General features: G+C 74.4%; 13 protein-coding genes. 10 read left to right on the top strand and 3 right to left on the bottom strand.

Going from position 1 to position 12,482, the window contains the following annotated elements; all coding sequences use genetic code 11:
* Positions 1–43 precede the first annotated feature (43 nt).
* Positions 44–679, bottom strand: a complete 636-nt coding sequence (locus ACZ597_RS20895; RefSeq protein ID WP_471332150.1) for a uridine kinase family protein — start codon at positions 677–679, stop codon at positions 44–46.
* Positions 680–791: 112 nt separating this feature from the next.
* On the opposite strand from ACZ597_RS20895, the gene ACZ597_RS20890 reads away from it, so the two are divergent.
* The 4 genes from ACZ597_RS20890 to ACZ597_RS20875 all read left to right on the top strand — a co-directional run bounded on the left by ACZ597_RS20890 (position 792) and on the right by ACZ597_RS20875 (position 4,906).
* A complete protein-coding gene (locus tag ACZ597_RS20890; RefSeq protein WP_471332725.1) occupies positions 792–2,219 on the top strand; it encodes a peptidase C39 family protein in 1,428 nt (475 codons plus the stop codon).
* Between the two features lie 95 nt (positions 2,220–2,314).
* Positions 2,315–2,743, top strand: coding sequence for an SPW repeat protein (locus ACZ597_RS20885; protein ID WP_471332148.1), 429 nt, complete (start codon positions 2,315–2,317; stop codon positions 2,741–2,743).
* Positions 2,744–2,881: 138 nt separating this feature from the next.
* Positions 2,882–3,034, top strand: a complete 153-nt coding sequence (locus tag ACZ597_RS20880; protein ID WP_471332145.1) for an SCO1431 family membrane protein — start codon at positions 2,882–2,884, stop codon at positions 3,032–3,034.
* A gap of 699 nt (positions 3,035–3,733) precedes the next feature.
* A complete protein-coding gene (locus ACZ597_RS20875) occupies positions 3,734–4,906 on the top strand; it encodes an acyl-CoA dehydrogenase (RefSeq protein ID WP_471332142.1) in 1,173 nt (390 codons plus the stop codon).
* Positions 4,907–4,930: 24 nt separating this feature from the next.
* Here ACZ597_RS20875 and ACZ597_RS20870 read toward each other — a convergent pair whose 3' ends face one another.
* The gene (locus ACZ597_RS20870; protein ID WP_471332139.1) at positions 4,931–5,197 is read right to left on the bottom strand and encodes a hypothetical protein; all 267 of its coding nucleotides are present in this window, start codon (positions 5,195–5,197) and stop codon (positions 4,931–4,933) included.
* 296 nt (positions 5,198–5,493) lie between these two features.
* Here ACZ597_RS20870 and ACZ597_RS20865 point away from each other — a divergent pair, with 296 nt between their 5' ends.
* Positions 5,494–6,567 (top strand): Rv3169 family protein, encoded by a 1,074-nt coding sequence (locus tag ACZ597_RS20865; protein ID WP_471332722.1) that lies wholly within the window; start codon positions 5,494–5,496, stop codon positions 6,565–6,567.
* A gap of 29 nt (positions 6,568–6,596) precedes the next feature.
* Entirely contained in the window at positions 6,597–7,688 is a 1,092-nt protein-coding gene (locus tag ACZ597_RS20860; RefSeq protein WP_471332137.1) for a phosphotransferase family protein, read from the top strand.
* Between the two features lie 10 nt (positions 7,689–7,698).
* On the opposite strand, the gene ACZ597_RS20855 is transcribed toward ACZ597_RS20860, so the two are convergent.
* The gene (locus ACZ597_RS20855; protein ID WP_471332134.1) at positions 7,699–8,148 is read right to left on the bottom strand and encodes a hypothetical protein; all 450 of its coding nucleotides are present in this window, start codon (positions 8,146–8,148) and stop codon (positions 7,699–7,701) included.
* A 217-nt stretch (positions 8,149–8,365) separates the two neighbouring features.
* On the opposite strand from ACZ597_RS20855, the gene ACZ597_RS20850 reads away from it, so the two are divergent.
* From ACZ597_RS20850 to fxsA, 4 genes are all read left to right on the top strand, one after another.
* Positions 8,366–8,806 (top strand): Lrp/AsnC family transcriptional regulator, encoded by a 441-nt coding sequence (locus tag ACZ597_RS20850; RefSeq protein ID WP_164721043.1) that lies wholly within the window; start codon positions 8,366–8,368, stop codon positions 8,804–8,806.
* A gap of 202 nt (positions 8,807–9,008) precedes the next feature.
* Entirely contained in the window at positions 9,009–10,640 is a 1,632-nt protein-coding gene (locus tag ACZ597_RS20845) for an amidohydrolase (protein WP_471332131.1), read from the top strand.
* Between the two features lie 327 nt (positions 10,641–10,967).
* Positions 10,968–11,732 carry a polyprenol monophosphomannose synthase gene (locus tag ACZ597_RS20840; RefSeq protein ID WP_471332128.1) on the top strand — a complete coding sequence of 255 codons (765 nt, stop codon included), beginning with the start codon at positions 10,968–10,970 and terminating at the stop codon, positions 11,730–11,732.
* 89 nt (positions 11,733–11,821) lie between these two features.
* Complete coding sequence (gene fxsA, locus ACZ597_RS20835; RefSeq protein WP_471332126.1) at positions 11,822–12,433, top strand: FxsA family membrane protein; 612 nt, start codon at positions 11,822–11,824, stop codon at positions 12,431–12,433.
* The last annotated feature ends 49 nt before the right edge of the window (positions 12,434–12,482 follow it).

Below are 12,482 nucleotides of genomic sequence, written 5' to 3'. Positions count from 1 at the left end.
AGCGGGTCGGGGAAGCCCCGTGCGGCCGTCGGCGCGCGGCCGCTCAGGCCTGGGGGAGTCCGTGACGTTCGGTGACGGAAGCGGCTGTTCTCGGGGTCGCAGAAGCCCCGGAAGTCCACTCGTATCCCGTACCGCTCTGGTGTACCAAGGTGTCCGCGAAGGGGCGCGAAGGGTCGTCCGAGAAGTGCGCGAGCTCCGCGCGCTCCCATCCGTCCCAGAATTCGGAAAGTTCCTGCCCGTCCCGGTTTCGCCCGCGACCCCAGGACCTCTCCCGGGGGGTCTCCATCCACAGCAGCCGCGCCAGGTGCGGCCGCAGCGCCCGCCGTCCCGCTCCCACGCCCTCGACGAGCAGCACGGGCGCCGGCTCCAGGACCCGCCCGGCACCGAAGCGGCGCTCCACCCAGTCGTACGGGGTCCAGTGCGCGGCCCGGCCGGCGGCGAGCGGCTCCAGCACCTGCGCCCGCAGCCGCCCCTCCCAGCCGAACGGCTCCTCGTGCGTGGCCACGTCGTCCAGGTGCAGTACCGGCGCCCCGCCCAGGGCCCCGGCGAGCCGCTCCGCGAAGGTGCTCTTGCCCGATCCTGCGTGCCCGTCGACGCCGATCAGCCGGACGGGTCCGAGCGAGGGCGGCAGGGCGGCGAGCTCCCGCGCGAGTGACTCAAGTGACTGCTGTGGCTCCACCCGGCCAGGGTACGGGCCCCCGACACGGGCCCCGGGCTTCGCCGCCGCGCGGCCGGGAACTGGAAGGGTGGAGCAGCCGCACCACCAGACCGACCCCCTGGGGGACAAGCCGATGACCGCACCCACGCCACGCAGGGCCCTGCTGGCCGTCGCCCTCGCCGCCGCCACCGCGGCCACCGTCCCCGGCGGGCGGGCCTCGGCGGCCTCCGACCCCGCCGCCGTCCCCGACCGGGACTCCGCCCCCGACCAGGCCCCCGACGAGACCGCAGGGGAAGCCGCGGCCGGCGGGGCGGCCACGGCCCGGACGGTCGACAACCGGTTCTGGTACGCGTACGCCCACTGGCAGGCCGGCACCCACCGCGGCACCACCGCCGTCGCCGGGGCCCGCCCGGGCCTGGAGATCGCGACCCCGGCGGGCCGCACCGAGTACACCGACCCGCACACGGCCCGGAAGTCCACCTGGGAGTACGCCACCTGGACTTCCCCCGTGCACCGCACCACCGTCCCCGCCACCGAGGCCATCGCCTCCTGGAACGCCCGCACCCCGGCCGGCACCTGGATCCAGACCGAGCTGCGCCCCTCCTACGGCGACGGCACGCCCGGCCGCTGGTACGTGATGGGCCGCTGGGCCGCCGGGGACGGCGACATCCGCCGCACCTCCGTCGACGGCCAGACCGACGGCCGGACCACCGTCTGGACCGACACCCTGGCCGTGGACGCCCCCGCCGCGGCCGCCGGCCTGCGCATCACCGGCTGGCAGCTGCGCCTCACCCTGCACCGCAAGCCCGGCGCCGCCCGGAGCCCCAGGGTCTGGCTGGCCGGGGCGATGGCCTCCGCCGTCCCCGACCGCTTCACCGTCCCGGCCGCCGCCCCCTCGGGCCGGGCGCACGAGCTGAAGGTCCCGCGCTACTCGCAGGAGGTCCACGCCGGCCGGTACCCCGAGTACGACAACGGCGGCGAGGCCTGGTGCAGCCCCACCTCCTCGCAGATGACCATCGAGTACTGGGGGCGCAAGCCCAGCGCCGCCTCCCTGAGCTGGGTCCGCCCCGGCTACACCGACCCCCAGGTCTGCCACGCGGCCCGCTCCACCTACGACGCCGCCTACAAGGGCTGCGGGAACTGGCCCTTCAACGCCGCCTACGCGGCCACCTACCGCGACCTGGCCGGCGTGGTCACCCGCCTGACCTCCCTCACCGACCTTGAGATCCTGGTCCGGGCCGGGATCCCGGTCATCACCTCCCAGTCCTTCCTCGCGCAGGAGCTCACCGGGGCCGGCTACGGCACCGCCGGGCACCTGATGGCGGTGATCGGCTTCACCGCCGCCGGGGACGTGATCGCCAACGACCCGAACTCGGCGGACAACGAGTCCGTCCGCCGCGTCTACCGGCGCCGGGAGTGGGAGAACGCGTGGCTGCGCACCAAGCGCCGGAACGCCGCGGGGAAGACCGTCTCGGGCACCGGCGGCGTCTGCTACCTCTACGCCCCGGCCCGGCCCGGCGCGGACCAGGTCAGGGCCCTGCGGGAGGTCGGGGTGCTGTGAGCCGGGGTCCGGAAAAGGTCTGCTGGTCCGTGTGGCTTAACGGGTGGAATATGGGCATAAAGGGCGTATAAGGCTTCTCTAGGAGGCAGCCCACCATGACCACCCATTCGAGCATCGAACAACACCCGGACCTTGCCGAGATGCGGACTCGGTTCGAGCGGGTGACGAGTACTCCCGCCGCGCAGGCCGTGGAGGCGCTGGCCCTGATCTCGGGCCTGTACCTGGCGGCCTCGCCCTGGATAGCCGGGTTCAGCGTGCTGGGCCCGCTGGCCGTCAACAACCTGATCGCCGGTCTGGCCTTCTGCCTGTGCATGGGCGGACTGGGGACGGCGTACGAGCGCACGCACGCGATGGCCTGGACGGCCGTCGCGATCGGCGCCTGGACCATCGTGGCCCCCTGGGTCATGGCCGGTGAGATGGACACCACCCGCAGTGTCGTCAGCAACGTCATCACCGGCGCGGTCATGCTGTGCCTGGGCCTGGCCATGGTTTCCATGGGCGGCCGTCGGCGCACGACCACCTGACCGGGAGCGCATCCCGCCGCCGGGCCCCGGCGGCACCTCCGTCCACGGGAGGCCGCCGGGGCCCGGCGGCGTGACCGGTGCCACCAGTGACCCACGTCATATACCGCGAAAGCCGCGAACGCTGGCACATTGGACGGCATGACCGCACACACCGCCGCCCGCACCGCCCGCGCCCGCCGCCTCGTCGGGACCGGCGGCCCCAAGGAAGACTCCGCCTGGCTGGAGCACGTGCTCGGCTGGACCCTGGTGGTCGTCGTGGCCATGTTCGTCACCCAGCTCGGCCTGATCTGACCCAGCCGTCACGAGGCCCCCGGCCCCAGCCCCTCCGTGACGACCGCGTCCGAGGTGACCGGCGCCCGTTCGGCGCCGACCCGCGGCGCCGCCCGCGCCTGAGGGCCCCGAGGCCGACGCGGCCACCAGTACGACGGGCGGCGCCACGGCCGGCAGCCGTGACGGCCCGTCAACGTCGCGGCGCGGCCCCGCGTTCGGAGGGCCGAACTCATGGCCACCGGGCGGAAGTCGTCCGCCGACGCCCCGTACGACGCCCCGTACGACGCCCTGTCCATGGACGGCATCGCGCGACGGGCCGGCGCCGCCGAGGGGCTCGCCGAGAACCACCGGGCCGCCTGCCGCACCCTCGCCGCCGGCCGTCCGCGACCCCGTACGCGAGGAGCTCGTCGCCACCGTCGCCGAGGGCGCCTGCGGCCGCGAGGTCCCGCCCCGACGCCGACCCTGGTCGAGGAGTTCGTCCCCGACTGTCCGGCTCCTCCAGTGGCTTCCGAGGGGATCGCGAGCACATCGAACGATCATGGCGATCATGTACCGGTGACGTAAAGCGCCTGATCGGGCATACTCAACCCGCCGCAGCCGCTGAGCGTGCCGTTCCGCAACCCGGGACGGCAGCATCGGCTGTGAGAGCACCGAGACCCGGCGGCGCGTCCCACACCTCGCGCGTCGCCGCCGTGCCCGACGAGGGAGGAGAGCGCCGCCATGACAGACCGCGCCCCGCAGCCGGTGGACCGTCAGCTGCCCACCGAGGAGTCCCGGGACCTCCTCGCGCTCGTACGCGAGATCGCCCAGCGGGAGATCCGCCCGCACGCCGCCGACGAGGAGGAGGCCGGCCGGTTCCCCCGCGAGGTCTTCACCCTGCTGTCCGAGGCCGGACTGCTCGGCCTGCCGTACGGCGGCGAGTTCGGCGGCGGCGACCAGCCGTACGAGGTCTACCTCCAGGTGCTGGAGGAGCTGGCGGCCGCCCGCCTGACCGTGGGCCTCGGCGTCAGCGTGCACTCCCTGGCCTGCCACGGCCTCGCCGGCTACGGCACCAAGGAGCAGAAGAGCGCCCACCTGCCCGACATGCTCGGCGGCGGACTCCTCGGCGCGTACTGCCTCTCCGAGCCGGCCGCCGGCTCGGACGCCGCCTCGCTGACCACCAAGGCGGTCCGTGACGGCGACGACTGGGTGATCACCGGCACCAAGGCCTGGATCACCCACGGCGGTGTCGCCGACTTCTACACCGTCCTCGCGCGCAGCGGAGCCCCTGGCGCCAAGGGCATCACCGCCTTCCTCGTGCCGGGCGACGCCCCCGGTCTGACGGCGGCCGTCCCCGAGAAGAAGATGGGCATGAAGGGCTCGCCCACCGCCCAGCTGCACTTCGACGGCGTCCGCGTGCCCGACTCCCGGCGGATCGGCGAGGAGGGGCAGGGCTTCACCATCGCCCTGGCGGCCCTGGACGCCGGCCGGCTCGGGATCGCGGCCTGCGCCATAGGCGTGGCCCAGGCGGCCCTCGACGAGGCCGTCTCGTACGCCCTCGGCCGCAAGCAGTTCGGGCACCCGATCGCGGACTTCCAGGGGCTGCGCTTCATGCTGGCCGACATGGCCACCAAGATCGAGGCGGGCCGGGCGCTCTACCTCGCGGCCGCGCGGCTGCGGGACGCGGGCAAGCCCTTCTCCCGGCAGGCGGCGATGGCCAAGCTCTTCTGCACGGACGCGGCCATGGCCGTCACTACGGACGCGGTGCAGATCCTCGGCGGGTACGGCTACACCGCGGACTTCCCGGTGGAGCGGCTGATGCGCGAGGCGAAGGTGCTCCAGATCGTGGAGGGCACCAACCAGATCCAGCGCATGGTCATCGCCCGCCACCTGGCCGGCCCCGAGACCCGCTGACGCCGTCCCGGGCCCCCGGCCGGGTCACGGGCTGCTGTAGAGCGGGCCGTTCGGCCAGATCGGGGAGGACGCGATCCGGGACCACTCCGGGTCGCGCCGCCCCGGCAGGGTCCGGCCGTCGGCGGCCCAGCGGGCCAGCAGGTCGCCGTAGATCGGCGGGTCGGGGTGGCGCGGCCGCCCGTGCTGGGCGCCCGGCTCCGGGACCGTGTGCTGAACCGATTCTTCGTAACCCGGCGGGGTGGGGCGCCGCCTGCGCCCCGCTCTCGCCGACGGCGTTTCGAGGGTGGTCATGCACCGCCAACGCCGGACCTGAGGCGGGGGTAACCCCTCCCCGTCCGCGCCCATCCGTTCGAGCCGTCCCACGCGCGCCGCCCCGCGCGCCCCGGGAGACCCCGGCGCAGCCGGGCGGTGGCCGGGAGTGCCGCGATGTCAGGGTGTGCCACGGCACTGGCCGCGAGCGGGATATCTGACGTACCGTCATATCCGCTCAGCAGCCCTGCCCACCCCTGTGCCCCAGGAGGTTTGCCGTGCCCGCGGACCGCCCCGTCGCCCTCGACGAGTACCCCGTCCACCAGGCCCCGCTGTCGATGAAGCACCACGTCAGCGGCGACCGGAACGCCTACGACCGCTGCATCTTCCACGTCTTCGACCACGCCGGCCGCGCCGTCCTCATCCTCGGCCTCGGCGTCTACCCCAACGCCGGGGTCATGGACGCCTACGCCACCCTGCGCCTGGGGGACGAGCTCCTCGCCGTCCGCGCCTCCGACGCCCTCACCGACGACCGGATGAACCTCTCCGTCGGCCCCCTGTCGATCACCGTCGACGTACCGCTCAAGCGGCTCACCCTGCGCTGCGACCCCGACCCGGCGGACCCCCACGGACTCTCGTACGCCATCACCTGGACCGCCGAGTTCCCCGCCGTCTGGGAACCCCACCACATCCAGCGCCGCGGCGACCGCCTCATGCTCGAAGGCCGCCGCTTCGTCCAGGCCGGCAACGTCACCGGCACCATCCGTGCCCGCGGCGAGGAGTTCACCCTCACGCCGGGGGAGTGGACCGGCACCCGCGACCGCAGCTGGGGAGTGCGCCCCATACCCGGCGAGGACGGCGGCCGGGCCGCCGAGGAGATGCGCCCCGAGGGCTTCCACTGGCTCTGGATCCCCGTCCGCTTCGAGGACCGCTTCCTGATGGTCATCGCCCAGGAGGACGCCGACGGCCACCGCACCCTCAACGAGGCCGTCCAGGTCTTCCCCGAGGACAGCGGCCGCCACGACGTCCAGCTCGGCTGGCCCCAGACCGAGATCCGCTACCGCTCCGGCAGCCGCCACCCCGAGCGCGCCGTCGTCCACCTCGCCGACCCCTCCCGCAAACCCCTCGAACTCGGCGTCGAGATCCTGAACTCCTCCCCGCTCGCCGTCGGCGCCGGCTACCCGCCCGCCGCCGACTGGCAGCACGGCACCTGGCAGGGCCGCGGCTGGACCGACCGCCGCGCCTACGACCTCTCCGACCCGGCCGCCCACCCCATGGCCGCCTTCGGCGTCACCGACCACTCGGCCCGGTTCACCCTCGACGGGCGCACCGGCTTCGGGATCTTCGAGCACGGAAGCTTCGGCCGCCACGACCCCAGCGGCTTCGCCGACTACTCCTCCGTCGCCCCCTGACCCACCACCCGAGACAGGAAGGGCCGGCCATGGCCACGGCACCCCGCCCCCGCACCTCCACCCGAGAGCCCGAGGAACTCGGCCGCCGCCTCGCGGCCTGGCTCGACGGCCGCCTCCCCGGCGCCAAGGTCGTCAACACCTCCGTCCCCGGCTCCAACGGCATGTCCAGCGAGACCCTGCTCTTCGACATCGACCACCCCGACGCCCCCGTCCGCGCCTGCGCCCTGCGCCTGGCCGCCGACCCGGCCGCCTACACCGTCTTCCCCACCTACGACATGCCGCGCCAGCACCGCGTGATGAGCCTGGTCGCCGAGCACACCGACCTGCCCGTCCCGCGCGTGCTCTGGCTGGAGGAGGACCCGGCCCCGCTGGGAGCGCCGTTCTTCGTGATGGCCCGCGCCGAGGGCCGCGTACCGCCCGACGTCATGCCCTACACCTACGAGGGGAACTGGCTGCACTCCGCCACCGACGCCGAGCGCGCCGAACTCCAGGAGGCGAGCATCTCCCTCCTGGCCCGGCTGCACGACCGGTTCCCCGCGAAGGAGGCCGAGTTCCTGCTCCCGGCGGGCGACGGCAGCCCGCTGCGCCGCCACGTCGACGCGCAGCGCGCCTACTACGAGTGGGTGGTGTCCGGCCTGGCGCGCTCGCCCCTGCTGGAGCGGGCCTTCGACCGGCTGGAGGACCTCTGGCCGGCCGACGAGGGCGACCCGGTCCTCAACTGGGGCGACGCCCGCATCGGCAACGTGATCTACGACGGCTTCCGGCCGGCGGCCGTCCTCGACTGGGAGATGGCGGCCTACGCCCCGCGCGAGGTCGACCTCGGCTGGACCGTCTACCTGCACCGCTTCTTCCAGGACCTGACGGTGGGCTTCGGCCAGCCGGGCCTGCCGGACTTCCTGCGCCGCGAGGACCTGGAACGCCGCTACGCCGAGCTCACCGGGCACACCCCGAGGGACATGGAGTTCCACACCCTGTACGCGGCCCTGCGGCACGGGATCGTCATGCTGCGCATCGCCTACCGGCAGGCGTACTTCGGCGAGGTGGAGGTCCCCGCCGACCCCGACGGCCTGATCCTGCACCATGCCAGCCTGGCCGGCATGGTGCAGGGAACGTACTGGTAGGCGCCCCGGATCAGGCGGCCTGCGCGTGCTGGCTCTTGCTCGGCAGCGGGGCCGCCTCCGGCCGCACGGGCCGCGAGCCCGGGCCGCCGACGTGCGAGAACGGCTGCGTGCGCCAGTCCAGCCCCTGCGGCAGGGCGAGGTGCACGATGCCGTCCAGCTCCCGCTGCTCCGGCAGGAGCGCGCCCAGCGTCGGCAGGGCGTCCGAGACCGGCCGCCCGGTGCCGGCGCACACCGTGAGCCCGAACGGGTTCCACGGGGTCAGGCACAGCGCGTGCTGCGGCAGGTGCTCCTCGTCGGCGACGAGGGCGATCGACTGCCCGCAGTCCGGGCAGACCGCGTGGCGGATCTCGAAGTCCTCGGCGTCGCCGGGTTCGAGGTACTCCCCGTCGTCGGCGTAGCCGGACTCGACGGATTCCAGGGGCTCCGGTTCGGTGCGACCGGCGCGGTTGGTGTTCAGCATGGATGTACTCCCCCTTGGGTGGGCCGGGCGGGCAGGTACTTCGGCCACGGCCACACCAAGCACTTCCCGCCGCGCGGCACGAGTAACCACCAGAGCGGGATGTACGCCCGTACACGTCTGTGGCTTTGGTCACATGCCCGCCGCAGGTGCCACTTCTGCGTGGACAGCGCTGTGCCGGAAGCCGCTCGGGGCAATAGGTTGTGCGGCTATGAGCGCAATGGAGGAGCTGGACCGCCAGATCGTGGATCTGCTCGTGCGGGACGGGCGGATGAGCTACACGGACCTGGGCAAGGCCACGGGCCTGTCCACGTCGGCGGTCCACCAGCGAGTACGCAGGCTGGAGCAGCGCGGGGTCATCCGCGGGTACGCGGCCGTCGTGGACCCCGAGGCCGTCGGCCTCCCCCTGACGGCCTTCATCTCGGTCAAGCCTTTCGACCCGAGCGCGCCGGACGACATCGCGGACCGCCTGGCGGGCGTGCCCGAGATCGAGGCCTGCCACAGCGTCGCGGGCGACGAGAACTACATCCTCAAGGTCCGCGTGGCGTCCCCCCTGGAGCTGGAAGACCTCCTGGGCCGTCTACGCGCCCTGGCCCACGTCTCCACCCGCACCACAGTGGTCCTCAGCACCCCCTACGAAGCCCGCCCACCGCGCGTATAGCCGAATTCGAGCCCTGGCCACCTTCCAGCGCCGCGGCCCCTTCCAGCCCCGCCGGCGTTTGAGGCGCGGGGGTCCGGGGGCGGAGCCCCCGGGGAACGGGCGAAGGGCGGGCAGGGGACGAGCCCCGCGCAGCGGCCCCGCAGCCCCCGGCCCACCCCACCCGGGGAAAACCGCGGCCGGCGGAGGGGCGAGACTGGTCCCCATGACCGACCGCACCGCCGCCGCGCCCGCCCCCGCCGCCGGAACCACCCGTACCGTCCTCCTCCGCGGAGGCGAGGTGCACAGCCCCGCAGACCCCTTCGCCACCGCGATGGTCGTCGAGCGCGGCCACGTGGCCTGGGTCGGCTCCGAGGGCGCCGCCGACGCCTTCGCGCAGGGCGTGGACGAGGTCGTCGACCTCGGCGGGGCGCTCGTCACCCCCGCCTTCACCGACGCCCACGTCCACACCACCTCCACCGGCCTCGCCCTCACCGGCCTCGACCTGACCGGTGCCCGCTCCCTCACCGAAGCCCTCGGCCTCGTACGCGCGTACGCCGACCGGCGGCCCGCCGACCGGGTGCTCCTCGGCCACGGCTGGGACGCCGCCCGCTGGCCCGAGCGCCGGGCCCCGCGCCGCTCCGAGCTCGACGAGGCCACCGGAGGCCGCCCGCTCTACCTGAGCCGCATCGACGTCCACTCCGCGGTGGTCACCACGGCCCTCCTGGACCTCGTCCCCCACGTCCACCCGCACGGCGACGACGTGCCGCTCACCAAGGACGACCACCACGCCGTCCGCCGCGCGGCCCTCGCCGCACTCACCCCCGCCCAGCGCGCCGAGGCGCAGCGGGCGGCCCTGGACCGGGCGGCCTCCCTCGGCATCGGTTCGGTCCACGAGTGCGGCGGGCCCGACATCTCCTCCGCGGAGGACTTCACGGGCCTGCTGGCCCTGGCCGCCGAGCACCCCGGACCGCGCGTCCACGGCTACTGGGCGGACCGGGACCTCGCCCTGGCCAAGGAGCTCGGCGCGGTCGGCGCCGCCGGCGACCTGTTCGTGGACGGCGCCCTCGGATCGCACACCGCCTGCCTGCACGCCCCGTACGCCGACGCCCCGCACACCGGTACGGGCTACCTGGACGCGGCCGAGGTCGCCGAGCACGTGGCCGCCTGCACCGAGGCGGGACTCCAGGCCGGGTTCCACGCCATCGGGGACGCCGCCGTCGCCGCCGTGGTCGAGGGCGTCCGCGCTGCCGCCGCGAAGGTCGGCCTGGACCGGATCCGGGCCGCCCGGCACCGCGTCGAGCACGCCGAGATGATGACCCCGGCCACCATCGCGGCGTTCGCGGAGCTCGGCCTCACCGCCTCCGTGCAGCCCGCCTTCGACGCGGCCTGGGGCGGTGAGGACGGCATGTACGCCGACCGGCTCGGCGCCGGGCGCGCCCGCACCCTCAACCCCTTCGCCGCCATGCTCAAGGCGGGCGTCCCGCTGGCCTTCGGCTCGGACGCGCCCGTCACCCCGCTCGACCCCTGGGGCACGGTCCGCGCCGCCGCCTTCCACCGCACCCCCGAGCACCGGATCTCCGTACGCGCCGCCTTCGCCGCCCACACCAGGGGCGGCTGGCGGGCGCTGGGCCGTGACGACGCGGGCACCCTCGTGCCCGGCGCCCCGGCCGACTACGCGGTCTGGCAGACCGGCGAACTGGTGGTCCAGGCCCCCGACGACCGGGTGGCCCGCTGGTCGACCGACCCCCGTTCCGGCACGCCGGGCCTCCCCGACCTGAGCCCCGGCGGTGCCCTGCCGGTGTGCCTGGCGACGGTGGTCGGCGGCCGGGAGGTATTCGTACGGCCACAGGGGTGATCCACCGGGCCTCGGTGGGGCACCGGCGGCCCGACCCGGATAGGTTCGGCCGGGTCCACCACAGGACGTCCCCACCGGACGGCTCCGTCCGCTCAGCGCGCCCGCGCCTCGGGGGCGAGGGAAGGCTTCGCCGGTGGGGACGGCTCCCGGCGCCCGCCGGGGGGAGGGTGGCCCCGGATCGGGCCCGGCGGCCCAGTAGACAACGGTCACGGCGGCCCGCAGCCAGCGGGAGCCGGTCCGGCCCGAAGGACCGCCGGTCCCGGTCTCCGACTGTTCTAAAATCATCCTGTTGTGACGGGACGGACGAAGAACACTCAAGGGGAACCAGTGAGCGATGGCGGACAGCGGACCTACGGACCGCTCGGTACCACCCTGGTGATCATTCCGACGTACAACGAGGCCGAGAACATCGGCCTGATCACCGGCCGGGTCCGTGCCGCCGTCCCCGAGGCGCACATCCTGGTCGCGGACGACAACAGCCCCGACGGGACCGGCAAGCTCGCCGACGAGCTGGCCGCCTCGGACGACCACGTCCACGTCATGCACCGCAAGGGCAAGGAGGGCCTCGGCGCCGCCTACCTCGCGGGCTTCGCCTGGGGTCTGGAGAACGGCTACGGCGTCATCGTCGAGATGGACGCCGACGGCTCCCACCAGCCGGAGGAGCTGCCCCGGCTGCTCACCGCGCTGGGCGGCGCGGACCTGGTGCTCGGCTCCCGCTGGGTGCCGGGCGGCCGGGTCGTCAACTGGCCCAAGAGCCGCGAGTTCCTCTCCCGCGGCGGGTCCACGTACTCCCGCCTGATGCTGGACGTCCCGATCCGCGACGTGACCGGCGGCTACCGCGCCTTCCGCCGCGAGACGCTGGAGGGGCTCGGCCTCGACGAGGTCGCCTCGGCCGGCTACTGCTTCCAGGTGGACCTGGCCCGCCGGGCCGTCCGCAAGGGCTTCCGGGTCGTGGAGGTGCCCATCACCTTCGTCGAGCGTGAGCTCGGCGACAGCAAGATGAGCAAGGACATCGTGGTCGAGGCCCTGCTGCGGGTCACCCAGTGGGGCCTGAAGGAGCGAGCCGCCAAGCTGGCCGGCAAGCGCCGCTGACCCGGCCCCGAACCCCGGCGACCCCCTAGGGGATGCCCGGTACCTCCGGCCGAGCCCGCTTTCATCCGAGTCCAGGCACACTGGGGGGTATGACGACCGGCACTGGCCCTTCGAGTACGGGCACCCCGACGGCCCCCCGGCGGCGCTCGCCCGCCCGTACCTTCATCCCCCTGGCGGTCGCCGCCTGGCTGATCCTGGAGATCTGGCTGCTCAGCCTGGTCGCGGGGGCGGCCGGCGGGTTCACCGTCGCGGCGCTGCTCGCCGGCGGGCTGGTGCTCGGCGTGGTGGTCATCAAGAGGGCCGGGCGCCGGGCGTTCAAGAACCTCACCCGCAGCTTCCAGCAGGCCCAGGAGCAGGCGATGGCGGGCGGCATACCGGCCGCCCCGCAGCCCCAGAAGGGCTCCGGCAACGCCATGACGATGCTGGCCGGACTGCTGCTGATCATGCCGGGGCTGCTCTCCGACCTGGCCGGACTGCTCCTGCTGCTGCCGCCCGTGCGGGCCTTCGCGGGCCGCCGGGCCGAACGGACCCTGGAGCGGAAGATGGCCTCGGGCACCCCGGGCGGCTTCGGCGACGCCTTCACGCAGGCCCGCATCCACTACCCCGACGGCAAGGTCGTCCAGGGCGAGGTGATCCGCGAGGACCGTCCCGAGCAGCGGCAGGGCCCGGACACCGGCTACCGGCCCCCGCTGACCCCGTAGGGCCCTGCCGGGCACTCACGGACGACGGAAGACGGACAACGCCGAGGGG

The organism is Streptomyces sp. NPDC040718, from assembly GCF_055593565.1.
The sequence above is the reverse complement of the archived record's forward strand: the minus strand, read 5'-3'. Positions and strand labels throughout refer to the sequence as shown.